Raw genomic sequence first — 25,865 nt, 5'->3', positions numbered from 1 at the left:
ACGTGTGTGGCGGCGGCCCGCCGGACGAGGCCGCTCAGGACCATGCTGATCCCCAAGCAAGCCGAAGCGGGCACGCCGGTTCCGCAACTCTGCCGGGGGAATCTTGACCGATCTTCGGTTCACGGTTGAAATTGATAGTATTGTTGCGGCGGCTCGTTCAGCCTGAAACCAGATCCAGGGGAGACTTGATGGGGCAGAGCCTCGAAATGCTGTTGCGCAGGCTTTCGGTACGGCAACGGACGATGGCAGTCATCGCTGTGCTGTTACTGCCGCTGGCCGTGCTCAGCGCAGTGAGCATGGTGGTGTTGAACGAGCAGGAGATGGCCTTTCGCGATTCTGTCGAAGAATCCATCCATGGGCTGATTCCGCTCACTACGCTCGAATATTATCTCCAGCAGGCATTGGTCGATGAGCTGCTGGCCGAGTCCAATGACTCGGTGCCGGGCTTTGCCGGGCTCACACAGAACATCGACAAGAGTTTCTCCGGCATCAGTGTGGGTCTAGACAGCGCAGACGTACCCAAAGGCGCCCTCGAAGACGCACGACAGTCCTGGATGCAGGCACGGCCGGCTGTTCGTCGCCTGGTTCAGCAGGTGCACGACCAGCAGGCGTCCGACGCTGCAACGGCTCTTCACACGCGCGCGGAACTGGAGCAGGCGGCTCAGGATATTTCAGATGCGCGTGTGGCGCTGTCCAATGCGCTCAGGGCGCGGTACGACAATGCGGCGTCACAGCGCAAGAGCCAGCTGCACTGGTTGATGTGGAGCTGGGTGCTGACGTTGACGGTGGCCGCGTTGCTGGCCATGGTCTTCCTGCGCTCCTTGCTGCGGCCATTGCAGGCGTTGACGCGTGCTGCTCGCCGGGTTGATGACGGCCAGACGGGGGTTCGGGTCGATATCAGTGGGCGAGACGAATTGGCTGTTCTGGCCGATTGCTTCAACCGGATGACGGCCAATTGGGAGACCACCCAGGCCCACCTCGAGACCGAAGCGGCCAACGATCCGCTCACCGGGCTGCTCAATCGTCGGGGCATCCTCTCCCGGCTGGACGCTGAGCTGAAGCAGCATCGATTGCGCGGTCAGCCATTGAGCATCCTCGCGATGGATCTGGATCGCTTCAAGTTCATCAATGACCACTATGGTCACAGCACGGGAGATCGTGCCTTGATGTGGGTTGCCGAAACTGTGCGAGGCGTATTGCGTGAAACGGATCACCTGGGGCGTCACGGTGGCGATGAATTCATTGCGGTCCTGCCGCTGACCGACCACGCCAAGGCACTGGAAATTGCTCGCCGGATTGGTGCGGTTGTGGGCGAAGCAGCTGCTCGAGAGGCGATCTATCCCAAGATCACCATCGGTGTGTCCACCATGCCTGAAGATGGCGACCAGGCCAGGCCACTGCTGGAAGCGGCAGACTCCAGGCTTTACGCGCAGAAGAATCGTCGCGTCGTAGACGATGCAGTCAGCAGAGATCAGCCTTCATAGTGGTGGATGCGTTGCAAGCTCAGCCCAGGCGCACCTTGGTGACTTGTCGGTTTGTCCGTTCAGATAGCCTGGTGTCAGTTGGCTGGCTTGAAAGGCGCGGGGATCCGGCTTGCGCCCTGGCGCTCGACCATCCAGCCAGGGTAGTAAGGAGGAAGCGCACTGACGGCATCCAGGCGGTCCAGCTCGTCTGCATCAAGGACAATGTCAGCTGCGCCGAGATTGTCGTCAAGCTGATCGAGCCGCTTGGCGCCCAGAATGACGCTCGTGACGTGCGGCCTGGAGAGCAGCCAGGCGAGCGCAATCCGCGCAACGGACACGCCACGCTTGGCGGCAATGGTCCGCATGGCTGCCACGCACGCCCAGGCCCGATCGAGATCGACAGGCGGAAAGTCGAATTTGGTGCGCCGCGCACCTTCTTCAGTGGTTGCGCCCGGACCGTACTTGCCTGAGAGCAGGCCGCCCGCGAGGGGAGACCAAACGAGCAACCCCATCTGCTCTTCGGTGACAAGCGGCACCAATTCGCGTTCCACATCGCGCCCTGCGATTGAATAGTAGGCTTGCAGCGTCTCGAAGCGGGCGGCGTGCAACGCCTCGCTCAGCCCGAGCGCTTTGCCGATCTTGCCGGCTCGCCAGTTCGAGACGCCCACGTAGCGCACAAGCCCTTGCCGCACGAGATCGTCCAGGGCCCGCAGGGTTTCTTCGATCGGCGTGATGGGGTCGTTGGCATGAATCTGATAGAGGTCGATGTGGTCGACCTGGAGCCGCTCCAGACTTCGCTGAACGGAATCCATGATATGGCCGCGCGACGCGCCCTGGTCGTTCGGCTTTGTGCCCATCACGCTCGCTGCTTTCGTGGCCAGCACGATCTCATTGCGCGGCACGCCGAGGTCCTTCAGTGCCTGCCCGACCACACGCTCGGATTGCCCGAGGGAGTAAACGTCGGCGGTGTCGATGAAGTTGATCCCTGCGGCAAGCGCACGGGCGATCAGCCGGGTTGCATCCTCCTGGCCGACCGCGCCGATCGACGCCCACATGCCCGCGTCTGCCTTGCCCAGTGTCATGGTGCCGAAGCAGAGCTCCGATACGTACAGGCCCGTGCGGCCCAGTCTCTTGTACTTCATGACGATTCACTCCCAAGTTGACCGAATCAATGAGGCTGGGCGTCAGCCGATCCGCGACGTTTGATGACTTCGTCCTGGACGTGCGTACCGCACTCATCGAACTGGGTTCGGGTCGCGTCGATTTCCTCTGCAGAAAATGCTACCACCGCTGCGCCTCAGTGATTGTGCGAATGTTGGTGATGGATGTCCGGGTAGTGCGGGTGTGTGTGAGTCAATGCGTCATGATGGTGAGGATGGGAATGGGGCTCCTTGCCGTCCCAGGCAAATGTGTGTTCGTGCTGATGATGCGCATCGTGCCTATGCATGTGGCTATGCTCCAGCGGCTCATGCGTATGCTCATGCTCATGGCGTTCTTGGACATGTAGCCAAACACCGAGGGCCATCAGCGCTGCTGCCACCCAAAACAATATGCCAGGCATATCCGGCCACAACACCAGGGAGATAATCACACCAAACAACGGGGCCACCGAAAAATAGGCGCCGGTCCGTGCCGTGCCAAGTGTCCGCAGCGCTACCACGAAAAGCGTCAAACTCAGGCCGTAGCCGAAGAGCCCTATCACCAGACTGGAGCCTAAGGCGGCCAGCGAAGGCAACGATGCCCCGGTGATAAATGCCAAGGCTGTGTTGCTGGCTCCTGCCAACAAACCCTTTAGGCAGGAGACCAGCATGGCGTCATTTGTCGAGACCTTGCGGGTTAGATTGTTGTCTATCGCCCAGCACAGGCATGCCCCTACGATGAGCAGCGACCCTGCCGAGAAGGTTTTTCCACCCGGCTCCCACGACAGCAAGACACCGCCGATGACGATGGCCGCCATACCCAGGACTATTCGGTAATCAGCATTTTCTTTGAATATTACCCAGGCGATTACAGCCGTCATTACGCCTTCGACGTTGAGCAGTAGTGATGCCGATGCGGCACTAGTCTGCACCAGACCAAGTATTAGCAGTGCCGGACCGAATACGCCCCCAAACAAGATAGCGCCAAGGAGCCAGGGCAGTTCTGCAGGTGGGATATGTAGAACTTTCGAGGGATAAACGCTCTTGTCACGTATCAGGTGGCGCAATGCGAGCAGGATAGCCAAGCCGATGCCACTACCTAGATAGAGCAGGCCTGCCAACAGCACAGGAGTGACATTGCCGATCAGCAACTTTGCCAGTGGGGTGCTGGCACCGAATAGGAGCGCTGCAGCAAGAGCAGGCGTAGCGGAGCGAATCGACATGGTACTGGTAGATTACTATTCAGGCAGATATTTCGTATGGCTTGCAAGCGGGCGACCGCGTTGGGTTGGAAGCCGCAATTTACGATTGTCCGTTTCCGACCCTGAAGGGACTGATCCTGTTTATGCGCGGTAGCTAGCGGCTCGCTGCGACAGCCGCCCCGACGAAGTGGCCAAAATAGTTCGCTACCGCGCTCAAAACCCGAAAATCGTTGCGTAGCGCTCAGGCTTGAAACCAACTTCAATGCCGTGCGGCATCGTCAGCACCGGGCGCTTGATCATCGTTGGCTCTGCGACCATCAGGTCAATCGCTCTGACTTCATCCAGACCGTCTCGTGCCGCTTCGGGCAGGGCACGGAACGTCTTGCTCGCCTTGTTCAGTATCTTGTCGAGCCCCGCTTCGGCAACCCACGCCGCGACTTCGGCGCGGGTGATGCCCGCGACGCGATAATCGTGGAATGTGAAATCAATGCCATGCACACCAAGCCAAGTGAAAGCCTTCTTCATCGTGTCGCAGTTCTTGATTCCGTAGATGGTAACCGTCATGTCGGATTGCTCATTTTTGGGGTGTGGATCTTTTCTTGGACGGTGTACGTAGACAGCAGGCCTAGTGCGTGACGATACTCGATGGGACAGCAACTGGCCAGTGAGACCTTTATCCGGCGCTCGTTGTGTCGATGAATATAGGCATCGATCAGCGGTTTTTTTGGATGCTCATGGTGCGCGATCTGCTGACTCGGCTGAGGGGTCGTCGGCCTGGTTGGAATGGTGGTGGGTCGTGAGGGCCGCTATCATCGCAAAAGAGTGCATCTCGTTCGCGTCGGAGCCTCAGGCGAGTCACTCTGTATAGCGTTGACTGTCAGCGTAGGGACTTCTCTTTTGAGGCATCGATGGATGACCACTCATGGCCGCTTCTGCTTTACATTAGAGGTCTGCTTGATAATCCAGATGTGCTGAACGGCAAGGCGCTCGTCATCGCACTCGAAGTAACCTTGCCCCACGAACCTGGCTTGCTTCTTACCGACGCCAAAGATTTCTTCAGGATCGGGTGTTCCCGACGTCTTGGTTGGATCGTGCATCCAATCACTATATCTCTTGGTGAACTCTTCGGAAAAAGCGAGGTCACCATTCTCACTTTCGATGCAACATCCAAACATTCGTAGACCCTTGATGCTTCGAAGCAGTTGAAGCTTCTCTCTCGTCACCGAAAAGAATTCGGCGGCCCCGGTAACACGAGCCATATGAACGCGATCGATCACGGCAGTAAGCGCGAGCCTGTTATGCGTACTTTTCAGGCATGCAGTGAAATCATGTGTCGTGAGCCCAAAGTCCAAGAATGCCCAGTATGTCAGTAGCAGCACAATCTTGGACTCAGCACGGAACACGACAGGAAACTGTTCTTGCTCTAAACCATGGTCATTTCCATGTGCCGCGCTGTTACGGACGCACCTGATCAGCTTGAACTCGGCCTCTGACAGATTGATTATTTTCTTAATATCAGCATCCGTAGCTGCAATCGCCAGTCGATACCTGCTTTCAAAATTGGAACTATTTGACGCAAATGCTCTGCAGGCAATCTCAACAATCTTCTCCCTTTGCTGAGCAGACATGGCTGGTAGCTGGTTCGCGAGATTCAGGCAGAATTTTTTTACCTTCTTCGAAGAAGGTGGCTGGGATTCAGACGATTTCCCTCTACCAAACCGAATGGCCAGGTAGCTATCCAAGAGACTGAGATACCCCAACGTTTTGTATTCCCAGAATCCGTCGTATCGCTGCATGCCCGCCAAACGTACCCAACATACCTTTCTGTATTTGGATTGATAGTAGTGGTCGAAGATCGACTGCCACCGTCCATCCAGAGCAGGCTGCTGAATAAAGCATTGGATCCAGAAGCTATTGTCATCTTTGTTCCGTTCGCATCGCTCGAACGTAGGGAAATGGACTCGATGGAAGCGATCAGATCCCTGTGAGACCACGACACTTACGATGGTTGCCGGATAGGCCAGCAAAATGGAAAGCAGACACGAGAGCTCGTGTGTCTTTGCTTTCACATCTGCGAGACTGAACTGACTGGTCTTCGCCGAAAATACGAATTCCACATGCTCGTGCAAGACGAGATCCTCACCCAGTTGACTACGAGAGGCACGATACTCACTTCGTAAGTCGAAGTGCCCTTCGTCCGTTTTGACGGTGACGCTGATATCCTTCGGAATCCATTTCCAAGTGAGCGCTTCACCAACTGAGCCGTCAACCGTCCTCCAGTGGAGAAACCATTCCGATATCTCGCTGTACCGCACAGAGATTGAGTCGAACTCGGTGTTGCTCAAGTCACCATCGATCACATAATCTGCATAAAGGGCAATGCCGTTAGCCTTGCAGTCGCAGAGACAAAATGTGGTTCCTTCGTCTGTTACAGCCTTAACAAGATCAAATTTCGCATCGTCCGTGCGTAATTCCGGAGCATTGTCGGAGATCGAGAGATTGACACAGGCCCATTGATTACCTCCGAAATGTAGAACCCCGGAGCCTAGTCGCCCGAGTTGATCGTGACGTAGTTCGACGTCGAACTGCTTCCGTTCCGGATTGTGGCCATTCCTGGGCATGTCGTGTTCTCACTGAGGCTCACACGGGGTTACTTTCCATTTCGGAGATTGAGTTGATCCAGATCTTCAAAAGCCTTGACAATCGATTCAACTGTCTCACCATCGAAATCGTCGCGATCCGTCTCTTCATGCTTAACGTTAGCTCCAATGGTCAGATTGTCGCCAATTCGAGCATTCTAGTCAGGTGACTGCTTCTGGCCGAAGGTGAACCTTTTCCCGTTCATGATTCCAATGTGGGTAAACGTTAGATCCGTCAGATAGGCTCGAGCACACGCATCTCGATGTGCAGCCCCGCGGCGGTGGCCACATTCACTAGCGCATCGAGACCAAACACGTTGATTTTCCCGCGCATCAGATCAGAGACACGGGGCTGGGTCACGCCAAAAAGCTTGGCGGCTTCGGCTTGGCTCATCTTGACGCGAGTTATGTGCTGCTCCAGGGTTGTCATGAGGGCAGAGCGAAGCTTCATGTTTTCCGCTTCTTCTGAGGTGTCCTCGATGGCATCCCAAACGTTGGCAAATCGTTGGCTGTTCATTTGTCTAGCTCCTGCAATAGATCTCGATAATCTATCTGGTGGCCAGCCTCACGCTTGACGGAAAGAGGGAAGGCGCGAAGATCGTCAAGTGAGCTTCCCAGAAACTCGACGGCCTTAAAAGAGGGCATAAGCGACTTATGCAATATTTTGTATATTGTCGCGAGCGTCGTCGTTGCGAGCTGTTGTGGAATACCGCTGATGCTTGTGGCGTTCGATGAACTCGAAAAGACCCATGCCCGCGACCAGCGCAACGAAGAAGACGATGGCCTTGGCCTGTCCCGTACCCAGGTTCACGATGGCAGGTCCCGGGCACAAGCCCGCAATCCCCCAGCCGACGCCAAAGATCAGGCTGCCCAGCACAAGCCTGCGGTCGATGTTGTGGGCCGTGGGCAGCTTCATCTCAAACCCGAGGAGAGAGCGCTGGCGATGGCGCGCGACTGTGAAGGCTCCGATGCCCGTGAGCACCGCACCTATCATGACCAGCCCCAGGGAGGGATCCCACGCACCCGTAATGTCCAGAAACCCCAGGACCTTCGCGGGCAGCACCATGCCCGAGAGAATGAGCCCGACGCCAAAGGCCACGCCCACCAGCAACGAAGTGACGATACCCATGTTGATGCTCCTAAAAACCCAACAGGTGACGAATCACGAAGACCGTGGCAAAGCCGGCGGCCATGAAGAGCACAGTGGCCACCAATGAGCGGGGTGACAAGCGCGCCAGGCCGCAGACGCCGTGCCCGGATGTACAGCCCGAACCCAACCGCGTGCCGATACCCACCAGCAGCCCGGCCAGAATGAGGCTGCCATACCCGGTATCGATGGGCACAGCAGGCCAATGCCCGAACAAGCTGAAGAGGCCAGGTGTGACGATCAGTCCAATCAAAAATGCGACGCGCCACCCGGCATCGGCAGGGTGTGGCCGCAGCAGTCCGCCCAAGATGCCGCTCACGCCCGCAATGCGGCCGTTGAGCAGCACATACGCTGCCGCCGACAAACCAATCAGCACGCCCCCGGCCAGTGCCGACCACGGCGTGAACGCAGCCCAATCAATCATCATCAGTCCTCCTTGGGACAGTAGAGCTCGTAGAGCAGCGCCAGGATGCGCAGCAGGTTCTCATCTGCCACGCTGTAGTAGATGTATTTGCCCGCACGCCGTGCATTCACGACGCCTTCGGTGCGCAGGACCCCCAACTGCTGGGACAGCGTCGGCTGACGGATGTCCAGCGCTTCTTCCAGCTCGCTCACACAGCGTTCGCCCTGCGAGAGCTGGCACAGCAGCAGCAGGCGTTCAGGGTTTGCCAATACCTTGAGCTTGCTTGCGACATCGGCCGCAGCCGCGCGCAAGACAGATGGATCCAAGACTGTATCGGGCATGCACCCTCCGGCGAAAACGTGATTCATTATATACATACATATATTCTATTCAAATATAATGTATTTATAAATAATGATCGGGAGTGCATGACATGCTCGCTCAGATCCAGCCCTTCTTCGATACCACGTCCGGTATCGTCAGCTATGTGCTGTCCGACGGCCACGATGCAGCCATCATCGATTCGGTGCTGAACTTCGACGTACCCGGCGCGCAGACCATGACACAGGCCGCAGCTAGGGACCCGCAGTGGGAAAGCTCCGTCGCACAGCAACGGGCTGACAATATCCACGTCTACGACGGCGTCTCCGAGGTGCAGTTCATTGCTGCTCGCGAGTCATGCGACGCGACCCTCTCGCCCCCTCGCCTCATCCTGCCTGCATTGCAGGTCAACATCCGGGCCGGCTCCCTGCCCCCACCAGAAGACAACGGCGTGGCGTACCTGAAGATCCCCGTCAACGCGCTGTAGTTATCCGGCGCGTCCTCCTCTACGGAGCGGCTTTGCCCGGGCCGCACCTGGCAGGTCTGCCCACTGCGAGATCATGAAGTGATGCTCGTCGTGTGCCGCGTGAACCATCGCGGCACTGTGGCCCGGAAAGTGGCCCGGCAGCAAAAGCAAGCCTTCGTCTGCTGCGCGTGCAAGGATTCGCCTGCGGGTGGAGCGGGCTTGAGCAGCATCGAGATCGAAGCAGCAGCGATGCTCCGGATGCAGGATCTGCACTGGGCTGTGCAGCAGGTCGCCGACAAAGAGCGCACCCTGGCCTGTGCGCCGCTCGGCGATGTTCGTCCCAGTTTGCATCCTGGGTATCCGGCAGGATTTCCGTGACGGTACGGATGGGTCCCGCCCATTCGACAACCCGGGTGACGGTGGCATCACCCACGTGCAGTGTCGCGTTCATGCCGCCACCCCTTCGAGTCGATCCAGTTCGTCTGCGGGGAGCACGAGCGACGTGCTTGCAGTGTTTTCGTGCAAATGCGCAATCGACGATGTGCCGGGAATCAGCAAGATGTTGGGAGAGCGCTGCAACAGCCACGCCAGCGCCACCTGCATGGGGCTTGCCTGCAGGCGTCGCGCTACCGCGGAGAGCGTCGCGGACTGCAGCGGCGTGAACCCGCCAAGTGGAAAATAAGGCGTGTAGGCGATGCCTTGTGCGGCCAGCACGTCGATCAACGCGTCGTCATCGCGATGGGCGATGTTGTAGTAGTTCTGAACACACACGATGGGAGCAATCGCCTGTGCTTCGGCGATCTGCTCTGCTGAAACGGTGCTGACGCCGAGGTGCCGGATCAGCCCTTCCCGTTGCAGTTCGGCCAGCACGCTGAAGGGCTCGGCGATCGACCCTGGTTCGGGGTGGTCGAAGCCGCCCACGCGCAGGTTGACGATGTCGAGCGCGTCCAGCGCCAGGTGCTCGAGGTTGTCATGGACCGCCTGGCGCAGCTGTGCGGGCGCGAGCGCCTTGGGCCAGCCACCATCGGCATCGCGCAACGCGCCGACCTTTGTCGCGAAGTGAAGCCCGGCCGGATACGGGTGCAGCGCTTCCTTGATGATTTCATTGGTTACGTACGGTCCGTAGAAGTCGCTGGTATCGATGTGGTTGATGCCCAGGTGCACGACTTCGCGCAATACCGCGATGGCAGCATCGCGATCCTTGGGTGGGCCGAATACGTGAGGCCCCGCCAGCTGCATGGCGCCGTAGCCCATGCGTGCAAGCGTCAAGCCGCCGGCCAATGTGTAAGTGCTGTGGCGTGTCGTGTTCATGAGGCTGCTAATTCTCCATTTGGACGGGCAGCACGAGAAACAGCGTAGCTGTCTTCAAGCGTCGTACATGAGGCGATTTTGTCGCCCGCGAAGGATTCAAGTTTTTCTCAATGCTCATGTAAGTCCTATCGTTGTGAGCCAGTGACGGTGCTACATTGCGCTTGACTCCCATACAGGTAAAGTAGTGTCTTTATCCGGGTATAAACACCAACAGGATCACCATGGACGATGAGCGCAACAAGCTTGGCCAGTTTCTGAAGGACCGGCGCAGCAAGCTCGACCCTGAAACCTTCGGGTATCCTCGTCAGCGTCGGCGCACGCCAGGGTTGCGACGCGAGGAAGTGGCACTGCGGGCTCACGTCAGCGTGACGTGGTACACGTGGCTCGAACAGGGGCGGGGTGGGGCACCTTCAGCGGCGGTGCTGGGTCGCGTGGCTCAAGCCCTGCTGCTGACCGAAGCTGAACGTGAACATTTGTTTCTCCTGGCGTTGGGCCGCCCGCCGGAAGTGCACTATCGGGTGCCGGGCGGCATTGATGCGCCGCTGCAGCGCGTCCTTGATGCATTGGAGTACAGCCCGGCTGTCGTGAAGACAGCCACCTGGGATGTCGTCGCCCAGAACCGTGCTGCTGCCACCTTGATGGCGGACTTTCTGTCCGTCGAGCCAGGGCGGCGCAACGTATTGCGGGCCATATTCTGCGACGCGCGTTATCGCGCGGCGATGCTGCACTGGGAAAGTTGTGCACGTTTTGCAGTGGCGACGTTTCGTGCCGACGTGACGCGTGCAGGCGCCGAGCGCGAGGCCAAACCGCTGGTCGACGAGCTGTGCCTGCGCAGCGAAGAATTCAAAGCCATCTGGCACGAGCAGAGCGTGCGCTCGCAAAGCGACGGCATCAAGGGCCTGCGTCACCCCGTGCTGGGAGAGATCGAGCTCGAGTATTCAGCCTTTGCGGTGGGCGATCGGCCCGGAATGCGGCTGGTGGTCTGGAATCCTGCCCGAGCCGTGGACACCGAGCGCATCAAGGCGATTCTTGCAGGCCAGAATATTGATGGCTCATCAAGGCAGTACACCGCTCTCGCAGAAAACCTTGCAACTGGCTGATGACCGGCGTCAGCTGCGAGCGATGCGCGCAGATCAGGTGCAGCGGTGCAGGTTCTCCGTATGTCGCCGGAAACAGCTCCACCAACCGGCCCGCCGACAGATCATCGATCAGGTCCAGTCGAGATTTGTAGACCAATCCCTCACCGGAGATGGCCCAGCGACGAACTGCATCGGCATCGTCGCTGACGCGGTTGCCCGTGACGGTGACCGTGCGGTCACCACTTGGCAAAGTGAAGCGCCAGCGCTCGTGAACCTGCTCGCTCCACACATACCGCAGACAATTGTGGCGCCGCAGGTCGTCAGGCTTGGCTGGGGCTCCAAACCGCTTCAGATAGGCGGGCGCAGCACATAATGCCCGCCGATTGTCTGGGGCCAACGGGAGGGCGAGCAGCGATGAATCGGGCAGTGTGCCGTAGCGTACGACAGCGTCCAGCGGCTGGCGAATGAGGTCGGCTGCGCGGTCGCTCATCTTCAGATGCAATGACAGGCCAGGATGCAGGTGCTGGAAGTCGTCCAGCCAGGGTAGGAGCAGATTGCGTCCGAAGTCGGAGGGAGCCGACAGTCGTAGCGGACCGGTCAGCGCCGACTGACCGTCAGCCAGGGCTTGCCGGCCTTGCTCTTGGGCGTCCACCATGCCGCGCGCGTGCGGCAGGTAACGCTCCCCGGCTTCCGACAGATGCATGCTGCGCGTGGATCGCGTGAACAGTCGGGTGTCCAGGGCCTTCTCGAGTCTTCCCACCGATGCGCTCGCCTGACCGGGTGCGATGTTCAAGTGGCGCGCCGCTTCGGAGAAGCTGCCGGCCTCTGCGGTGCGGACAAAGATCTGGACGTCATCGAGCCGGATGATTTTCATTGAAATGCAGAAATTGTTTAAGTATTGAAGGTCTTTATCTTCGTATAAGGAGAAAATACCATGAACTCTCCGCATCCACTGAGGATTTCTCCCGTGAAAGCTGTCGGCTTCTATCAAAATCATCCCATCAGCCATCCGCAAGCCTTGCAGGACATCGAGCTGCCAACGCCTGATCTGCGCGACCGTGACGTGCTGGTCGAAGTCCGGGCGGTGTCGGTCAACCCGGTCGACACCAAGATCCGGCTTGGCGGTGACATTCCGGCCGATGGCGCTCGCATCGCTGGCTGGGATGCTGCAGGCGTCGTTCGCGCAGTGGGGCCGCTTGCCACGCATTTCAAGCCTGGCGACCGCGTGTGGTATGCCGGCGATATTACGCGGCCGGGCAGCAACAGCGAATTGCAGGCCGTGGACGAACGCGTCGTCGGGCAGATGCCCGCATCGTTGGATTTCGCCGAGGCAGCTTCTTTGCCGCTGACCTCCATTACGGCCTGGGAGCTGCTGTTTGACCGCCTGCGCGTCCAGACGGCCGACCCCACAGACCACAATGTGCTGCTGGTCGTCGGTGCGGCGGGCGGTGTCGGCTCCGTGCTGACCCAACTGGCACGCGCGCTGACGGGCATGACCGTCATTGGTACGGCATCACGGCCGGAAACCCGCGACTGGGTGTCGGCCCATGGGGCACATCACGTCATTGACCACCACCACCCCTGGGCGCCGCAGCTGGCGGAACTCAAAATCGCAGACGTCACTCATGTCATCGGCTTGAACCATAGCGCCGACTATGTGGCGGATATTGCGGCCGTACTTCGGCCCGAAGGCCAGTTCGCACTCATTGACGATCCGACCGATCTGAATGTCGGACCCTTCAAGACCAAATCCATTTCGATTCACTGGGAGCTGATGTTCACCCGTGCCATGTTTGCTACTCGCACGATCGACCGGCAGCACGCCCTGCTGAACCGCGTGGCCGAGCTGGTTGATCGAGGTGATCTCCGGCACACGATGACCCGGCGCATCGATGGGATCAACGCCGCGAGCCTGATCCAGGCGCATGCCCTGGTCGAGGCCGGCAACATGATCGGCAAAGTCGTGGTCGCCAATTGATGAACCGGCCTGAAAGGAACAATCACATGACATCGCAAATCATCGACGCGGCCACAATCAGTCTGGCGGCCGCTCAAACATTGCTGGCCGAGGCGCATACCCATTCTCCATGAGGGGCGTGTACTGGGCGGCATCGGTATTTCCGGCGGAACCGCCGTCCAGGATCATGAGGCTGCCGAAGAGGCGCTGCGCAATGCGGGTTTTATGTGATGAGGCGCAAGTGCGCCAACCCGCTGCCGAACTCAATGATGCCTTCTCGGGTGAACGTCGCTTAGAACAGTGCACCGCTATTGGAGCGCAATTTCATTGACCAGGTAGTCGATCAGCGCGCGCACGCGAGCGGGTTGATAGCGACCGTCGACATACACGAGCTGCATGTCAAGTTCCGTGGTCCGATACTTGTCCAGCAGCCGTACCAGCTGGCCTTGACGCAGCAGTTCTTCGGCGGCGAATGCGGGTGCGTAAAGGATGCCGAGCCCATGGACGGCTGCGCGAATCAGCAGCAGCATGTCGTCCGAGCGCATCACGGCGCGGCCATCGACTACGTGGGTGCTGCCTTCGTGGCCGGTGACCACCCAATCGCCGGGCGAGCGGGGAGCCGTGAAAACCAGTCGCGGCAGCGAGCGAATTTTTGTGAGATCGTCGCGCTCGTGGCTGGGCAACATCGTGGGTGAACAGAATATGCCCATAGCGACGTGACCGATTCTCCGTGCGCGCAACGTCGAGTCTGGAAGCTGTCCGATGCGCAAGGCGACGTCCAGCCGGTCGTCGATCAAATCCGCGTAGCGGTCATCCGAATGCACCTCAAGTGTGATTGCTGGATGCATGTTGCCGAACACGGTCAGGATGGCGACCAGGCGCAACTGGCCAAACGCGCGGGGCACGCCTATTCGAATAGGCCCCGCAAGCTGGTTCCGAGCACCTCGAGCCTCCGCATCGGCATCGGCCATGGCGTCGATGATTCGTATGGACGCCGATAGGTATTTTTCGCCGGAAACGGTGAGCGACAGGGAGCGCGTGGTTCGCTGGATGAGCTGCGTGCCTAGGGTGGATTCGAGGGTAGCGAGGTATTTGCCGGCCATTGCAGGGGACAGCCCAAGCGCGCGACCCGCGGCAGCAATGCTGCCGAGTTCAACAGTAGCCTTGAAGATCTCGAGTTGGCGAATATGGTCCATCTGATGATTCGATCAGGATGAGATATGGCATACGTCATCAATGACGTATTCTATCTTCTCATGATCGGTATCACACTGAGAGCTCCTTCAACACCTTAGGATTCTCGTGATGATGATCGAAACGGACAGCGCCAACCTGCATATCCTCACGGAGGGAGTAGGAAGCCCGGCGCTTGTGTTTTTGCACTATTGGGGTGGGACTGGCCGCACATGGGCGGACGTCATGGGTCGCCTCAGCCATCAATGCCGCTGCCTCGCGCCTGACCTGCCGGGTTGGGGTGGGTCAAGCCCATCCAGACACGGGTACCACATCGGACATCTCGCGGCGTGCATTGGCGCGATGATTGACATGCTTGGTCTCCAGGATGTCGTGCTGGTTGGTCATTCGATGGGTGGGAAGATCGCTCAATACCTTGCCGGACAGCGGCCTGCATGGCTGAGGGGGTTGGTTCTCGTCGCATCGTCGCCGGCGGTGCCAATGGAAGTTCCGGCACCCCAGCGCCTGGCCATGCAATTGGCCTATGCCTCGCGCGCAAACGTCCAAGAAACCCTGGACAACGTGCTGACCGCGACCCCGATCCGAGGCACGGCACGCGAGCAAGTGATTACCGACAGTCTGTCGGGTCATCGCGACGCGCAAATAGCTTGGCCGACCCATGGCATGCTCGAGGACATCAGTGCGATGAGCCTCCGCATTGACGTGCCAACCTTGCTTCTGACCGGTGAGCTTGACCGCGTAGATCCTCTGGCGGTGCTCGCTGAACGACTCGTGCCATATTTGCCGGACCCGGAGGTACACCAAATTCCGTCCGTTGGGCACCTGCTACCGTTGGAGGCTCCAGCGGAAGTGGCCAGCTGCATTGCTCGTTGGCTGGACGGCGACCGCACTTCGGCACGCTTACGACCGAATTCCGTCGCCTCTCAATGATAGCGGTGATTGTCGAGCTAGTTGCGGCGCGTAGAGGCGATCAGGCTGCCCGCCAGGGCTGTTTCCGGTGGAGATGGTGTGAGCCGGGCACTGTGCGCTAGTCATCCTTATGCAGGGTTGTAAGGGTCAAGCGAAGCCGCCATTCACCCGGAGCACCTGGGAGTTGACCCAATCACCGTCTTTTCCGACCAGGAAGGAAACCGCGTTGGCGATGTCCACCGGCCGACCTAGACGCTCCATGGGAGGCATCTTCGCCAGCATCGTGATCTGCGCCTCTGTCTTGCCGTTGAGGAACAACTCTGTGGCAACCGGTCCCGGGGCAACCGCGTTCACCGTGATGTTGCGGCCCCGCAGTTCATTGGCAAGCACATGCACCAGACCTTCGACGGCGGACTTGGAAGCAATGTACGGCCCATAGCCCGGCGCCGCCTTGGCAATGACGCTGGTGGACAGGGCCACGATGCGCCCACCGTCACCAAGTACTTCAGCGGCCTTGGACAGAACGAGGAATGCGCCCCGCACGTTCGTCGTCATCATCCGGTCCAGCGCCGCTACGTTGCCCGTCTTGATCGGTGCGAGATCCATGATGCCGGCATTGCTGACCACCGCATCTATTTGGCCAAACGCCTGCCGGGCCAATGAGAACAGGCTAGTCACGTCGTCCGCATCGGCAACGTTGCCCTTGATGGCGACGGCGGTGCCGCCTTTCGCCTGAATCTCGGCCACCACCGCGTTGGCCTGCTGCTGGTTGCTGGCGTAGCCGATGGCGATGGCGAAACCATCGGCGGCGAGCCGCAGCGCAATGTCCTTGCCGATGCCGCGGGATGCACCCGTCACAATGGCTGCTTTGCTGGGGTTGGTACTCATGTCATGGCTCTTGGTAGTAGTTGAATTGGCGTTGTGCGATCGTCGTCGTCGGCAGTATCAGTTGCTCAAGCGCACGAGAACCTTGCCGCGCGCGTGTCCGGTAGCCAGTTTCTCCAGTGCTGAACGTGTTTCATCCAGCGGAAAGATCGATTCGATGATGATCTGGAGGTGTCCGGCCCGGAACTGTCGGACGGCTTCCGGCAGATAGGGCGTTGCGCTTGCGAAGAACGCGAATTCACCCGCCTGTTCGCCCCTGGGCTTGATGCCGAACTCCACGAGGCTCGCGATACGCCCGCCGGCACTAAGCACCGACCATGACTTCTCAAGAGTCTCGCCGCCGATCGTGTCGAGCACGAGGCCGATGTTGCGCACCTGGGTGAAGTCTTCTGTGTGGTAGTCGATGACTTCATCCGCGCCCAGGCTCTTCACCAGTTCGATGTTTCTGGCCGACGCCGTGGCGATGACATGGGCACCCGCATGATGAGCCAGCTGGACGGCCATGCTGCCGACGCCTCCCGCTGCAGCATGGATCAGAACCCGCTGCCCTCGCTGGAGATGACCGACGTCAAAGAGGCCTTGCCTGGCCGCGCCGAATGCGGTCGGCAAGGCTGCCGCCTGCTCGAAACTCATCTCCGCCGGAAAGACGCAAAGGTCGGTGGCCTCGATCACCACGTTCCTGCCGAATGCGCCACCAGCACTTGGAGCAGTGCGACCGAACACGCGATCGCCGGGCCTGGTGTTCGTCACCTCCGTGCCGACTGCATCGATCACACCGCTGAAGTCAGTGCCCGGAACGTACGGAAACCGGATCGGAAACACTTGCTGCATGTATCCGGCGATGATCTTCAAATCCAGCGGGTTTGCACTCGCCGCTTCGACGCGTACGAGGGCCTCGTTCGGCCCCAGGTCACGCGAACCGACTTCGCCGATCGTGATGAGATCGGTGCCGCCAAAGGATTTGAGAAGTGCCGCTTTCATAGGATGCCTCATTGAATTGAGTCGATCAGTGCGAATTCGTTCGGAGAGGTCAGTGTTGGAGGTGTTCATCGCTTTTTCCGGTTCTGGTTGCTATCAGTGATGAAATTTTGGGACTGGCGGTACAATCTGTCTAACAAATAAGCCGTATATATATTTATTCGTCATATGAATTTTCATGGCATCGATATGAACCTGCTGGTGGCTTTCGACGCCCTGATGAACGAGCGGAATGTGACTCGGGCTGCAACCCAGGTCGGTGTAAGTCAGCCGGCGATGAGTGCAGCGCTTTCCAGGTTGCGCAAGTTCTTCGGCGACCCGCTGTTCTTGCGCGGCACCGGCGGCCTGCTGCCTACAGCGCGTGCACGAGACTTGTCCGAACCGATCGCGCAGGCATTGCGACAGATCGAATCAACGCTCGTGAAGGAGCCCCAGTTCCTACCCGAGAAGGCTTCGTTGACCTTCAAATTGGGACTGTCTGACTATCCGGCCTTCGTGTTGCTGCCTTCATTGCTGCAGGCACTTGGAAAGGAGGCGCCAGGCGTGTCATTGGACGTGCATGCTTTCAACGACCGCGATCATGCGGTCGACCTGCTCGACGCAGGTGCGATCGATGCGGCTATCGGCGTGCCGCCCACGCATTCGGATCGCCGAATACTGACGCGTCCTATCTTGCAGGACGAGTTCGTCACCATTGTTGCCAGCGATCATCCCGCAGCGAGGCGCGGAATGAGCATGGAAACCTACCTTGCCCTGCCTCATGTGCTCGTCTCTCCCGAGGGAGAAAGGCATGGTCTTGTGGATCAGGCTCTTGCTCAACAAGGCAAGAAGCGCAGGCTGGGGTTGACGCTGCCGCAGATGTTCGCGGTGCCGGCCATCGTGGCTCGAACGAGCATGACGGCCACAGTCATGAAGCGTGTCGCCCTTCACTCGCCGGTCGGCCGCAAGTTGGTGCTATTTCCGCCACCGATCTCGTTGCCTGAGGTCGTATTCGGCCTTATCTGGCACCGGCGCAATGACTCTCACCCTGCCCAGGCGTGGCTCAGAGAATTTGTTGCAAGGCACGCTGCGACCAGTAATTGCTTGACTAACCAATAGCCGGATCGCGCTGTCGCGGAGCAGCGCAAGGGATTCTTCGGTCCCTGTGGCGACCAGCAGGTCGACGGCCACAGTGCTGGCATTATCGAAGAGCACCTCCTGCCCGCGCTTTGCGCAGCGTGTACTGCTGTGCCTGCGCGTCACGCAGGCACAGCCGCACCTCCCAGGGGGTCAGTATTACACCGGCGGCAACACCTGCCGTATGACGGTGATACGTCGTTCACGACTCCTTCTTGAACAGGTCCTGGAAGATCAGGGGTCCCCAGGTCCCGTCCCGTGCGTGCACGAGCGCGCCCCCCTCGGCGAGCGCCCCAAGATTGACAGGCGCGAAGCCCAGCCGCTCGGCCAGAGCCGCCACCGACGCCGCTGCGCCGTCATCGTCGCTCGCCAGGAACACAACTCGTCTGCCACCGTGTGCGGCCGGGTCTTGGGCAAGGACGGCGGCGGCCAAATGGTTGAAGCCTTTCACCAAGCGGGCTCCAGTGAACGCCTTCGCGACGACGGCAGAGGATGGGAGACCCCCCAGTTCCTCAAGCGCGGCCAAGGTGTTCATCGCGTCGATGATGGTCTTCCCCTTCCAGTCGGGCAGCGCCTTCGCGACATCCGGATGCGACTCGAAACGGACAGCCAAAAAGATGGTGTCGGCCTTGAGGGCCTCCGCCAAGGTTTTGGGAATGATCGTGGGCCCGATTGCGGCGGCATCGGATGCAAAGCTTGCCGGGTCACGCGTGGTTGCAACGGACACCTCGATGCCATTGCGGACAAACGCTTTTGCAAGAGCGCGGCCAATCTTGCCAAAACCGATAATTGCGTAACTCATATATTCTCCTTGGCTTTTCGGTGCGTCAGAGCTTGTAGCCGCCGCTTGCCTCGATTGTCTGGCCAGTCACCCAGTGGCCTTCATTGGAAGCCAGGAATGCCACGACGGCGGCGATTTCCGAGGGTTCGCCAAAGCGTCCCAGCGCGATTTCGGCCTCGACCGCCTCCACGAGCTCGGGGTTCTCTCGAAAGGCGGCATTTGCATCCGTGCGCGTATAGCCCGGCGCAACGGCATTCACTGTGATTCCGCGCGGCCCCAGCTCGGACGCGAGCACATGCGTCAAGGTGTTGATGGCCGCCTTGGCCATCGAATAGACGGGTGCGGCGGTCATAGGCTTTGTGGCGGCGGCGGAAGAGATGTTGATGATGCGTCCACCGTCGGCCAGACGATCAAGGGCAGCCTGGGCGATGAAGAAGGGCGCGCGGGCGTAGACTGCCATCAGAGTGTCCCAACTGTCCGGCGTCGCATCTTTGAAGCCGACCCAGCCGGAATTGCCAGCGTTGTTGACCAGGATGTCGAGGGTCTTGCTTCCGTTTCGCTTGGTGAGCTCATCATCGAGCCTTGCAAATAGGGTCGGGACAGTCGCCGGGTCAACGAGGTCTGCGTGGATTGCGAACGCAGTGCCTCCCGCTTTCTCAATGACCGCGACCGCCTCGTCTGCGCCAGATTTGCTGGCGTTGTAAGTCAACGCAACCGTTGCGCCATCCTTTGCAAGACGTTCGGCAATGGCGCGGCCAATACCTCGCGATGCTCCGGTGACGAGAGCCGCTTTTCCTGTGAGAGAGTGTTCCATGTGATTTTCCTTTAGGGATGTTCGCTTGGCCGGACCGCTGCGGCGACCAGCCGGGCGTGAGGTCTCAGAGTTGCGCCAGGCCACCGTCAACGGCAGCCTTGCCGGCGGTCATGAAGCTGCTGTCCTGAGTCTGTTCATGATGTGTCGCCGAGTCGGCGCCTTTTGTTGAAGCTAGAAATCAGTCTAAGGTTCTTGACGCATCAAAACAATTGACTAAAAATTGCTTAATACCATCTATTAAATAGATGAAATATGCTTGATAACGTCACTATCAACCAACTGCGTGCATTCGTCGCCGTATGCGATCAAGGAAGTTTTTCTGGTGCGGCGCGCGAGCTCCGGCGCGCGCAGTCCGCCATCAGCCATGCAATCAAGGCGCTGGAAAGCGCATTCGATGTCGAGCTGTTCGAGCGAAACACACGGAAGGCGCAGCTCACCGCAGCGGGGGGCAGCCTTTTGCCGGATGCGCGGGCAGTGATCTCACGCACGGAAGAGATGAAGAATCGTGCCAGCTCGATCGCCAGAACCGGGGTGCCACAGGTATCGGTTGCGATCGATGCCTACTTCCCCCGCGCCCACCTGATCGACTGCTTGCAGACACTACAAGCGGAATTCCCCACCGCAGTGATCAATTTGCGAATCACGACCATGCAAGGCGGCGAGAGTCTGGTGCTCGAAGGAGTGTGTGCTTTGGCCGTCACGATAGAGAACGTGCCGGAGGTGAACCCCGATGCGATAGAACGCCACCGGTTGTGCGAGACGGAGATGGTGACAGTATGTGCACCTGTGCACCCCCTTGCTGTAGCACTGAAGCCCGTCTCGATGGATGAGTTCGGCAGACACGTTCAGATTGTCGTTACGGATAATCAGCCGGGAGCAGAAAAGGCCCAACAGGGCGTCGCCGGAAAGCGTCAGTGGCTAGTCAATGATCTCGGCGCCAAGCGTGATCTTCTGAACGCCGGTCTCGGCTGGGGGCACTTGCCTCGGCACTTTGTTCGAGACGATCTGGCAAGCGGGCGGCTCGTCGAACTCGAACGCCGGGCCTGGCACATCGGTGCGCTCACGTTCATGATCTCGCAACGGCGGGGGTTTGAACTCTCCTTTATCGAGTCGCGGCTGGTCGAGCTTCTTGGCAAATCTGAGCCCATCCATCCTTTGCGTGGAGCTGCGATATGAGGCACCTGCTGCCGGCCGCGGCCGGGGCAGCCTACCTGATCGCCGCCCGCTCATCCAGCAGCCGCTTCCTTCATGGAGACCCCCGACTACGATTCCGTTCTATGCCCAGACGTGATGAAGACAGAAAATTTGGGAATTGTCCCTACTGATTTTCAAGGGGCTTTCTTCAAGTCTTCACAGAAAGTCTGGCCAAGTGTTTACGAATAGTTGGCCAATTCTTCCGTCCACCCCTGCGTACGTATCAGCTTGCAAATTCGTCGATGAGCAGATGCGAGACGGACCAAGCAGTGGTGCTGGCCGATTCGGCGAGTTTGAGGATGGTGCTCTCGCCTTGGTCGAGAAGGTGGTTCATCCAGCCGTCACAGTGGTGCAGGTACCCACGCATCCGAATAGCCGCATCGCGGAGCTGCTGCCGCATCGCTGGCAACCTGCTCGATAAGAAAACAACGCCCGCTCACGCGGGCGTGTCAATATGAGGTCGCCAGACGCTTACAGTGCGCTTGCCCCGGGCCAAGCCAAAGAGCGCAGGTCTGCGAGACTACGAGAAAAAGGCGTCGTACCTGTTGCGGATGCTGATCGCGCAGAAGAACCTACGCCTGAAGGCCGTGAGTGCCCCCGCCGGAGAAGCGCGAGATTCGCGAGTCGGAAAAAGGACTGTCAGCCAAGATGGCAAAAGGCACCTTTTCGGCCGCGTACCTCTTGGCCATCAGGAAGGTGATCAACAGTCTCTAAATTCTTAGCCGATTGATTTGCAAGCATTTTTCTCCATCCGCCTGAATAGGCGCCCTCTCACAAAAAAGGGGCATCCGGGTTGACGGCGGTCGAGAGCTGTATAAATAATCAGCAAGGTGAAGTAATTATTGCCTTTATATTCGTTACGCTCTACTACCAACGGAAACGGCCCGCAAGCGTCGTTAGGTGGTTTCAGATCGCGCTAGAAGCTGTCCTGTGCACCGACCTAATGTGATTGTGTCAGGCCACAAATAGACAGCTGGTCCTGCTAGCGATAGATCCAATTGCAGAATTTCTTGTCCCATGCTAAACACAGATCTACGGGTTAACAAATTGTGTCTACGCTGGGGGAATCACTGTGAAGAAGCATCCGTTTCTAGTTTCAGTCGCGACGGCAACGGCCGCCATTTCAGTGGGCGCTACCGCCAGTGCGAAAGTCCAGCAACCGGTGGAGGGGCCTTCGGGAATCCAGTCCAAGAGCGAAAACGTTCAGTCTTCCCCAGGTATCAACAACATTCGGGTGTACAACCTCGGCAAGGATCTGCACTCGTTTCTTATGAAGCCTTCGGCAAGCGGCAACTTGGTTGCATACCATCATTCTCATTATTCGCATTCTAGTCACTCTAGTCATCGTTCGTCGTACTGACCATGAAGGCGAGAGTACGAAAAAATATAGCTGCGCAGTTACCAGTGAACATCTCTGAACCAAGGCAAGTATCTTTCGATGCAGCTACGTTCCCAATATTGGTGGTTCAAAAGGCTTGCCATAGGCTTTCTCACTTGGCTTCATTTGATATTTGCCAAACTAGTGAAGCAACAAAGATCTTGGTAAGTATCTATCCGAAGGTGAAGGATGCAGAGTTGCTCGCACAATCACTCCGAGATGAGGTGCTAGATCAGCGGATGCGTGAAGTGGTTCGAACGGAGACAGAGGGTGTTCGAAATCTTATACTGGCGCATGCATTCTCTCGCACAGGATTGATTTCCGATGCCCCACCCACAGAAGGGGTCGAATGAGCGGTTTTCGAGGCGTTGAATATTACGCAGAGTTGGCAGACGACGCGGCTCCCAGTTATAAGCTGCTCCCATTTAGATTCACGAAACTAGATGGCGATCACTATGTTGTGACCAATATGGCAGGGGAGTACGAGATACTCGGGCGTTCTGTAATAGAAGAATTGGTAGACCATCGCCTCTCTCCCAAGGCACCCGAGTATGTCTCCCTACGGTCTCGTCATTTTATTGCCGATCACCATTCGAGGCTAGGGCCAGATTTCCTCGCGCTAAAGGTGAGAACTCGAAACGAAAGAGTCTCTCATTGGACTGGATTGCATATCTTTGTCCTGACGTTACGGTGTGAACATGCTTGTCCTTATTGCCAGGTGTCTCGGCAGTCGGAAAACAAAACCGCATACGATATGTCTGAGCAAAACGCAGACAAATCTATAGTGTTAGCGTTGTCGTCACCAAATCAGGCGATCAAGATCGAGTTTCAAGGAGGAGAGCCGTTTCTTAATTTCGAACTAATGAAGCATGTCGTGGCAAAGTCCACGGAGTGGAATGCGCAGCTGCCAAATCCGAAAAGTATATCGTTCGTCGCAGCAACCAACCTCGCAGTCGTTACTGACGAAATGCTCGAGTTTTGCAAAGAACATGATATTTTTATATCTACGTCGTTAGACGGCCCGGAAGGATTGCACAATAAGAATCGTCCTCGTCCAGGTGGCGATTCTTACTTTCGTGCCGTATCTGGGATCCAACGCGCGAGACAGATGCTTGGTCGCGACAGGGTCAGTGCGCTGATGACGACAACTGCCTCCAGCCTTCCATTTGTGCGGGAAATAATTGATGAGTACTTGCGTCAAGGGCTTCCGGGAGTGTTTCTGAGGCCACTCTCTCCATATGGCTTTGCAGTCAAAACAAAGGCCATACGAGCATATAACGCTTCTCAGTGGCTAAAATTTTATGACGATGGTCTCGATTATGTTATTGATCTAAATCGTCGCGGCATTGATTTTCGGGAATATTACGCATCTACTATAGTTACCAAGATGTTCAAGGATGAGGACCCTGGTTACGTTGATCTGACTTCCCCTGCTGGAGTTGGTACGGGAGCAGTGGTCTATAACTATGACGGCTCTGTTTATGCAAGTGATGAGGCACGGATGCTGGCAGAGATGGGGGATGAGACATTTAAACTTGGCTCTGTGTCGGATAGCTTTGAAAAAATTTTCACTAATGACACCTTCTTGACAGCACTAGATGAGAGCTTCGCATACTCGTCACCGATGTGTAACGATTGTGCCTTTGAGCCGTGGTGCGGCGCTGACCCAGTTTTTCACTGGGGCAACAGCACGACTTCTGCGGCAAGAAGTGGGACAGCGAGTTCTGCTCCAGAAACATGCATATATTCAGAACCCTGGTTGGCCGTATGGAGTCCGATTCATTCGTAAAAAAGCTGTTTCGCAAGTGGGCGAGCTGATGCTTAAATTACGCGGGCGTGTTAGCGAGATTTCTGAAAATCGTGGTACCTTAGGTTCTGAGTTACTGTATGTTACGACTAGAGTCGATCTTCCACAAGGGGCACGTGGAAAGTATGCGCTCCTCCTTCGATCCGAAGATATTTGTGGCGTCTCTGAAGATATTGACGGTTTTGGTGTGATTCTGGTTCTTGAAAGAGATTCTGGAAAGAATATCCTTCTGGAGGCTCAAGGTGTGGTGGGTCTAGTTCCCGCATATTTACTCCCGAACGATTACAGTTATCTTGCGGAGGGGGATATAGTCCGCATAACACCTGAATCAGAAAGGATATCGGTTGTCTTTCGTCGAAACACCCCAAACAATTCGATTCTCCTGACAGAGCAGTGCAATCATCATTGCTTGATGTGCAGTCAACCTCCGAAGAATGTAGATGATAGTTGGCTCTTGGAGGAGGCAAATGCGCTTCTTCAAATGATTCCACGGGATACGGAGAACATTGGGTTCACTGGGGGGGAGCCTACCCTTTATGGAGATGGCTTTATATCGCTCGTTGCTGCTGCGAAGGTGAATCTTCCGAACACATCCCTAGATGTATTGAGCAATGGTCGAGCGTTTTCGGATAGGAACTTCGCTGCTAAGCTGGCCGCCGTGGGTCATCCAGATTTTCAAATTGGGATTCCACTTTACTCAGACGATCCTGTGACGCATGACTTCGTCGTGCAGTCGCGTGGTGCCTTCGATGAAACTCTCAAAGGAATTTTGAATCTCAAACAACTAGGAGTAAGGGTTGAGATCCGTTTTGTGATACATAAGCAGACGCTCCCCCGCTTGGTAAAAACGTGCGAGTTTATCGCGCGGAACCTATTGTTTGTGGATCACGTGGCGCTTATGGGGTTGGAGATTGCTGGGTTTGCACGCGCGAACCTGGATACGCTCTGGGTAGATCCGTTTGATTATAAAGACGAGCTTTCCACCGCTGTGGAGGTGCTCAAGTCTTCGGGGCTGAGGATTTCCGTTTATAACCACCAGTTGTGCGTCGTAAATCATGATGTTGAGAGGGAGTGCAGAAAGGCGATATCTGATTGGAAGAACGAGTATCTTCCAGAATGCGCGGGTTGTGCGAAGAGAGGCGTTTGTGGCGGTTTTTTCTCAACACAGGTCCAGTACCGACACAGCGATCATATAGCTCCTTTCTTGGATGATGTTCACAGTGCACGGTTACAATGATTAGGTTTGCCCTCTTCGCTGAGATTTCGCTGTGTTGAGTCGCAGTATGCAAAGCAAGCGCGTGCAGCTAATGGCGTCTGCCTGCATTCATGGTCTCGATGCCGATATGGAAGTGCAGGCTATCTGCTGAGGCATCACGCCAAAGCATTTAGAAGATGACCGCCAATTAGGCGGTCATTTCCTCTTTTCCTATGAATGGCCAACTTATCTGAAAACTAACAAGCCTCAAACGTCAATATTCCCCGCCTGCAGCGCGTGTTCTTCAATGAACGCCCTGCGGGGTTCCACCGCGTCTCCCATCAGTGTCACGAACACCTCATCAGCCGCGATGGCGTCTTCGACGCGCACTTGCAGCAGGCGACGTGAGGCGGGGTCCATGGTGGTGTCCCAGAGCTGCTCGGGGTTCATTTCACCCAGGCCTTTGTAGCGCTGTTTGCTGATGCCG

General features: G+C 57.6%; 28 protein-coding genes and 2 pseudogenes. 13 read left to right on the top strand and 17 right to left on the bottom strand.

Annotated features, from left to right (window positions below):
* Positions 1-188: 188 nt before the first annotated feature.
* Positions 189-1,484 carry a diguanylate cyclase gene (locus VF285_RS04650; RefSeq protein WP_346951457.1) on the top strand — a complete coding sequence of 432 codons (1,296 nt, stop codon included), beginning with the start codon at positions 189-191 and terminating at the stop codon, positions 1,482-1,484.
* A 74-nt stretch (positions 1,485-1,558) separates the two neighbouring features.
* On the opposite strand, the gene VF285_RS04645 is transcribed toward VF285_RS04650, so the two are convergent.
* The 8 genes from VF285_RS04645 to VF285_RS04610 all read right to left on the bottom strand — a co-directional run bounded on the left by VF285_RS04645 (position 1,559) and on the right by VF285_RS04610 (position 8,334).
* A complete protein-coding gene (locus tag VF285_RS04645) occupies positions 1,559-2,605 on the bottom strand; it encodes an aldo/keto reductase (protein WP_346951456.1) in 1,047 nt (348 codons plus the stop codon).
* Between the two features lie 155 nt (positions 2,606-2,760).
* Positions 2,761-3,825, bottom strand: a complete 1,065-nt coding sequence (locus VF285_RS04640; RefSeq protein WP_346951455.1) for a DMT family transporter — start codon at positions 3,823-3,825, stop codon at positions 2,761-2,763.
* Between the two features lie 192 nt (positions 3,826-4,017).
* Entirely contained in the window at positions 4,018-4,368 is a 351-nt protein-coding gene (locus VF285_RS04635) for a Spx/MgsR family RNA polymerase-binding regulatory protein (RefSeq protein WP_346951454.1), read from the bottom strand.
* Positions 4,369-4,724: 356 nt separating this feature from the next.
* Positions 4,725-6,425 carry a hypothetical protein gene (locus VF285_RS04630; RefSeq protein ID WP_346951453.1) on the bottom strand — a complete coding sequence of 567 codons (1,701 nt, stop codon included), beginning with the start codon at positions 6,423-6,425 and terminating at the stop codon, positions 4,725-4,727.
* Positions 6,426-6,678: 253 nt separating this feature from the next.
* The gene (locus VF285_RS04625; protein WP_346951452.1) at positions 6,679-6,960 is read right to left on the bottom strand and encodes a helix-turn-helix domain-containing protein; all 282 of its coding nucleotides are present in this window, start codon (positions 6,958-6,960) and stop codon (positions 6,679-6,681) included.
* 135 nt (positions 6,961-7,095) lie between these two features.
* A complete protein-coding gene (locus VF285_RS04620) occupies positions 7,096-7,572 on the bottom strand; it encodes a YeeE/YedE family protein (RefSeq protein ID WP_346951451.1) in 477 nt (158 codons plus the stop codon).
* 10 nt (positions 7,573-7,582) lie between these two features.
* Positions 7,583-8,017, bottom strand: coding sequence for a YeeE/YedE family protein (locus VF285_RS04615; RefSeq protein WP_346951450.1), 435 nt, complete (start codon positions 8,015-8,017; stop codon positions 7,583-7,585).
* Positions 8,017-8,334, bottom strand: coding sequence for a metalloregulator ArsR/SmtB family transcription factor (locus tag VF285_RS04610; protein WP_346951449.1), 318 nt, complete (start codon positions 8,332-8,334; stop codon positions 8,017-8,019). Before VF285_RS04610 ends, VF285_RS04615 begins: the two co-directional genes overlap by 1 nt.
* Before the next feature lie 236 nt (positions 8,335-8,570).
* Between VF285_RS04610 and VF285_RS04605 the strand changes: the two are divergent.
* Together VF285_RS04605 and VF285_RS04600 are read left to right on the top strand one after the other, a co-directional pair.
* A pseudogene (locus tag VF285_RS04605) lies at positions 8,571-8,801 on the top strand (MBL fold metallo-hydrolase); the annotation flags it as partial.
* A gap of 198 nt (positions 8,802-8,999) precedes the next feature.
* Positions 9,000-9,158, top strand: a complete 159-nt coding sequence (locus tag VF285_RS04600; protein ID WP_346951448.1) for a hypothetical protein — start codon at positions 9,000-9,002, stop codon at positions 9,156-9,158.
* Positions 9,159-9,227: 69 nt separating this feature from the next.
* Here VF285_RS04600 and VF285_RS04595 read toward each other — a convergent pair whose 3' ends face one another.
* Positions 9,228-10,091, bottom strand: a complete 864-nt coding sequence (locus VF285_RS04595; protein ID WP_346951447.1) for an aldo/keto reductase family oxidoreductase — start codon at positions 10,089-10,091, stop codon at positions 9,228-9,230.
* Positions 10,092-10,312: 221 nt separating this feature from the next.
* Here VF285_RS04595 and VF285_RS04590 point away from each other — a divergent pair, with 221 nt between their 5' ends.
* Positions 10,313-11,191 carry a helix-turn-helix transcriptional regulator gene (locus VF285_RS04590; protein WP_346951446.1) on the top strand — a complete coding sequence of 293 codons (879 nt, stop codon included), beginning with the start codon at positions 10,313-10,315 and terminating at the stop codon, positions 11,189-11,191.
* Here VF285_RS04590 and VF285_RS04585 read toward each other — a convergent pair.
* Positions 11,109-12,038 carry a LysR family transcriptional regulator gene (locus VF285_RS04585; RefSeq protein ID WP_346951498.1) on the bottom strand — a complete coding sequence of 310 codons (930 nt, stop codon included), beginning with the start codon at positions 12,036-12,038 and terminating at the stop codon, positions 11,109-11,111. The genes VF285_RS04590 and VF285_RS04585 overlap by 83 nt on opposite strands.
* 99 nt (positions 12,039-12,137) lie before the next feature.
* Between VF285_RS04585 and VF285_RS04580 the strand changes: the two genes are divergently transcribed.
* Positions 12,138-13,148 carry a zinc-binding alcohol dehydrogenase family protein gene (locus VF285_RS04580; RefSeq protein ID WP_346951497.1) on the top strand — a complete coding sequence of 337 codons (1,011 nt, stop codon included), beginning with the start codon at positions 12,138-12,140 and terminating at the stop codon, positions 13,146-13,148.
* Positions 13,149-13,244: 96 nt separating this feature from the next.
* Positions 13,245-13,358 (top strand): heme-binding protein, encoded by a 114-nt coding sequence (locus tag VF285_RS04575; RefSeq protein ID WP_346951496.1) that lies wholly within the window; start codon positions 13,245-13,247, stop codon positions 13,356-13,358.
* A 77-nt stretch (positions 13,359-13,435) separates the two neighbouring features.
* Here VF285_RS04575 and VF285_RS04570 read toward each other — a convergent pair whose 3' ends face one another.
* Positions 13,436-14,323: a LysR family transcriptional regulator gene (locus tag VF285_RS04570; RefSeq protein ID WP_346951445.1), complete on the bottom strand. Its 888-nt coding sequence runs from the start codon at positions 14,321-14,323 to the stop codon at positions 13,436-13,438.
* 109 nt (positions 14,324-14,432) lie between these two features.
* Between VF285_RS04570 and VF285_RS04565 the strand changes: the two genes are divergently transcribed.
* A complete protein-coding gene (locus VF285_RS04565; protein WP_346951444.1) occupies positions 14,433-15,251 on the top strand; it encodes an alpha/beta hydrolase in 819 nt (272 codons plus the stop codon).
* Between the two features lie 126 nt (positions 15,252-15,377).
* On the opposite strand, the gene VF285_RS04560 is transcribed toward VF285_RS04565, so the two are convergent.
* Both VF285_RS04560 and VF285_RS04555 read right to left on the bottom strand, forming a co-directional pair.
* On the bottom strand, positions 15,378-16,118 hold the full coding sequence (locus VF285_RS04560) for an SDR family oxidoreductase (RefSeq protein WP_346951443.1): 741 nt from the start codon (positions 16,116-16,118) through the stop codon (positions 15,378-15,380).
* Between the two features lie 57 nt (positions 16,119-16,175).
* A complete protein-coding gene (locus VF285_RS04555) occupies positions 16,176-17,096 on the bottom strand; it encodes an NADP-dependent oxidoreductase (RefSeq protein ID WP_346951442.1) in 921 nt (306 codons plus the stop codon).
* 165 nt (positions 17,097-17,261) lie between these two features.
* Between VF285_RS04555 and VF285_RS04550 the strand changes: the two genes are divergently transcribed.
* Positions 17,262-18,191: a LysR family transcriptional regulator gene (locus VF285_RS04550; protein ID WP_346951441.1), complete on the top strand. Its 930-nt coding sequence runs from the start codon at positions 17,262-17,264 to the stop codon at positions 18,189-18,191.
* A 220-nt stretch (positions 18,192-18,411) separates the two neighbouring features.
* Here the strand turns inward: VF285_RS04550 and VF285_RS04545 are convergent, their stop codons facing one another.
* Both VF285_RS04545 and VF285_RS04540 read right to left on the bottom strand, forming a co-directional pair.
* Positions 18,412-19,011, bottom strand: coding sequence for an NADPH-dependent F420 reductase (locus VF285_RS04545; RefSeq protein ID WP_346951440.1), 600 nt, complete (start codon positions 19,009-19,011; stop codon positions 18,412-18,414).
* Positions 19,012-19,036: 25 nt separating this feature from the next.
* Positions 19,037-19,804, bottom strand: coding sequence for an SDR family NAD(P)-dependent oxidoreductase (locus VF285_RS04540; protein ID WP_346951439.1), 768 nt, complete (start codon positions 19,802-19,804; stop codon positions 19,037-19,039).
* Between the two features lie 252 nt (positions 19,805-20,056).
* On the opposite strand from VF285_RS04540, the gene VF285_RS04535 reads away from it, so the two are divergent.
* Entirely contained in the window at positions 20,057-20,980 is a 924-nt protein-coding gene (locus VF285_RS04535; protein ID WP_346951438.1) for a LysR family transcriptional regulator, read from the top strand.
* A gap of 241 nt (positions 20,981-21,221) precedes the next feature.
* On the opposite strand, the gene VF285_RS04530 is transcribed toward VF285_RS04535, so the two are convergent.
* Positions 21,222-21,398, bottom strand: coding sequence for a hypothetical protein (locus VF285_RS04530; RefSeq protein ID WP_346951437.1), 177 nt, complete (start codon positions 21,396-21,398; stop codon positions 21,222-21,224).
* A gap of 191 nt (positions 21,399-21,589) precedes the next feature.
* Between VF285_RS04530 and VF285_RS14455 the strand changes: the two genes are divergently transcribed.
* The 4 genes from VF285_RS14455 (at position 21,590) to hxsC (ending at position 25,420) form a co-directional block, all read left to right on the top strand.
* Entirely contained in the window at positions 21,590-21,712 is a 123-nt protein-coding gene (locus tag VF285_RS14455) for a DUF6471 domain-containing protein (RefSeq protein ID WP_414648065.1), read from the top strand.
* Between the two features lie 358 nt (positions 21,713-22,070).
* Complete coding sequence (gene hxsA2 / locus VF285_RS14450; RefSeq protein ID WP_414648064.1) at positions 22,071-22,358, top strand: His-Xaa-Ser repeat protein HxsA2; 288 nt, start codon at positions 22,071-22,073, stop codon at positions 22,356-22,358.
* 367 nt (positions 22,359-22,725) lie between these two features.
* On the top strand, positions 22,726-24,165 hold the full coding sequence (gene hxsB, locus VF285_RS04525; protein WP_346951436.1) for a His-Xaa-Ser system radical SAM maturase HxsB: 1,440 nt from the start codon (positions 22,726-22,728) through the stop codon (positions 24,163-24,165).
* A gap of 16 nt (positions 24,166-24,181) precedes the next feature.
* Positions 24,182-25,420, top strand: coding sequence for a His-Xaa-Ser system radical SAM maturase HxsC (gene hxsC / locus VF285_RS04520; protein WP_346951435.1), 1,239 nt, complete (start codon positions 24,182-24,184; stop codon positions 25,418-25,420).
* Positions 25,421-25,645: 225 nt separating this feature from the next.
* Here hxsC and VF285_RS04515 read toward each other — a convergent pair.
* Positions 25,646-25,865 (bottom strand): annotated as a pseudogene (locus tag VF285_RS04515) (hypothetical protein); the annotation flags it as partial.

This window comes from Castellaniella sp. (assembly GCF_036379515.1).
Lineage (GTDB): Bacteria > Pseudomonadota > Gammaproteobacteria > Burkholderiales > Burkholderiaceae_B > Castellaniella.
This window is presented reverse-complemented; position numbering and strand designations above follow the sequence as displayed.

Coding starts and splice junctions, on each gene's coding strand:
- VF285_RS04650 (WP_346951457.1), top strand. CDS start 189: ATGGGGCAGAGCCTCGAAATGCTGTTGCGCAGGCTTTCGGTACGGCAA.
- VF285_RS04645 (WP_346951456.1), bottom strand. CDS start 2,605: ATGAAGTACAAGAGACTGGGCCGCACGGGCCTGTACGTATCGGAGCTC.
- VF285_RS04640 (WP_346951455.1), bottom strand. CDS start 3,825: ATGTCGATTCGCTCCGCTACGCCTGCTCTTGCTGCAGCGCTCCTATTC.
- VF285_RS04635 (WP_346951454.1), bottom strand. CDS start 4,368: ATGACGGTTACCATCTACGGAATCAAGAACTGCGACACGATGAAGAAG.
- VF285_RS04630 (WP_346951453.1), bottom strand. CDS start 6,425: ATGCCCAGGAATGGCCACAATCCGGAACGGAAGCAGTTCGACGTCGAA.
- VF285_RS04625 (WP_346951452.1), bottom strand. CDS start 6,960: ATGAACAGCCAACGATTTGCCAACGTTTGGGATGCCATCGAGGACACC.
- VF285_RS04620 (WP_346951451.1), bottom strand. CDS start 7,572: ATGGGTATCGTCACTTCGTTGCTGGTGGGCGTGGCCTTTGGCGTCGGG.
- VF285_RS04615 (WP_346951450.1), bottom strand. CDS start 8,017: ATGATGATTGATTGGGCTGCGTTCACGCCGTGGTCGGCACTGGCCGGG.
- VF285_RS04610 (WP_346951449.1), bottom strand. CDS start 8,334: ATGCCCGATACAGTCTTGGATCCATCTGTCTTGCGCGCGGCTGCGGCC.
- VF285_RS04595 (WP_346951447.1), bottom strand. CDS start 10,091: ATGAACACGACACGCCACAGCACTTACACATTGGCCGGCGGCTTGACG.
- VF285_RS04590 (WP_346951446.1), top strand. CDS start 10,313: ATGGACGATGAGCGCAACAAGCTTGGCCAGTTTCTGAAGGACCGGCGC.
- VF285_RS04570 (WP_346951445.1), bottom strand. CDS start 14,323: ATGGACCATATTCGCCAACTCGAGATCTTCAAGGCTACTGTTGAACTC.
- VF285_RS04565 (WP_346951444.1), top strand. CDS start 14,433: ATGATGATCGAAACGGACAGCGCCAACCTGCATATCCTCACGGAGGGA.
- VF285_RS04560 (WP_346951443.1), bottom strand. CDS start 16,118: ATGAGTACCAACCCCAGCAAAGCAGCCATTGTGACGGGTGCATCCCGC.
- VF285_RS04555 (WP_346951442.1), bottom strand. CDS start 17,096: ATGAAAGCGGCACTTCTCAAATCCTTTGGCGGCACCGATCTCATCACG.
- VF285_RS04550 (WP_346951441.1), top strand. CDS start 17,262: ATGAATTTTCATGGCATCGATATGAACCTGCTGGTGGCTTTCGACGCC.
- VF285_RS04545 (WP_346951440.1), bottom strand. CDS start 19,011: ATGAGTTACGCAATTATCGGTTTTGGCAAGATTGGCCGCGCTCTTGCA.
- VF285_RS04540 (WP_346951439.1), bottom strand. CDS start 19,804: ATGGAACACTCTCTCACAGGAAAAGCGGCTCTCGTCACCGGAGCATCG.
- VF285_RS04535 (WP_346951438.1), top strand. CDS start 20,057: ATGCTTGATAACGTCACTATCAACCAACTGCGTGCATTCGTCGCCGTA.
- VF285_RS04530 (WP_346951437.1), bottom strand. CDS start 21,398: ATGCGGCAGCAGCTCCGCGATGCGGCTATTCGGATGCGTGGGTACCTG.
- hxsB (WP_346951436.1), top strand. CDS start 22,726: ATGAGCGGTTTTCGAGGCGTTGAATATTACGCAGAGTTGGCAGACGAC.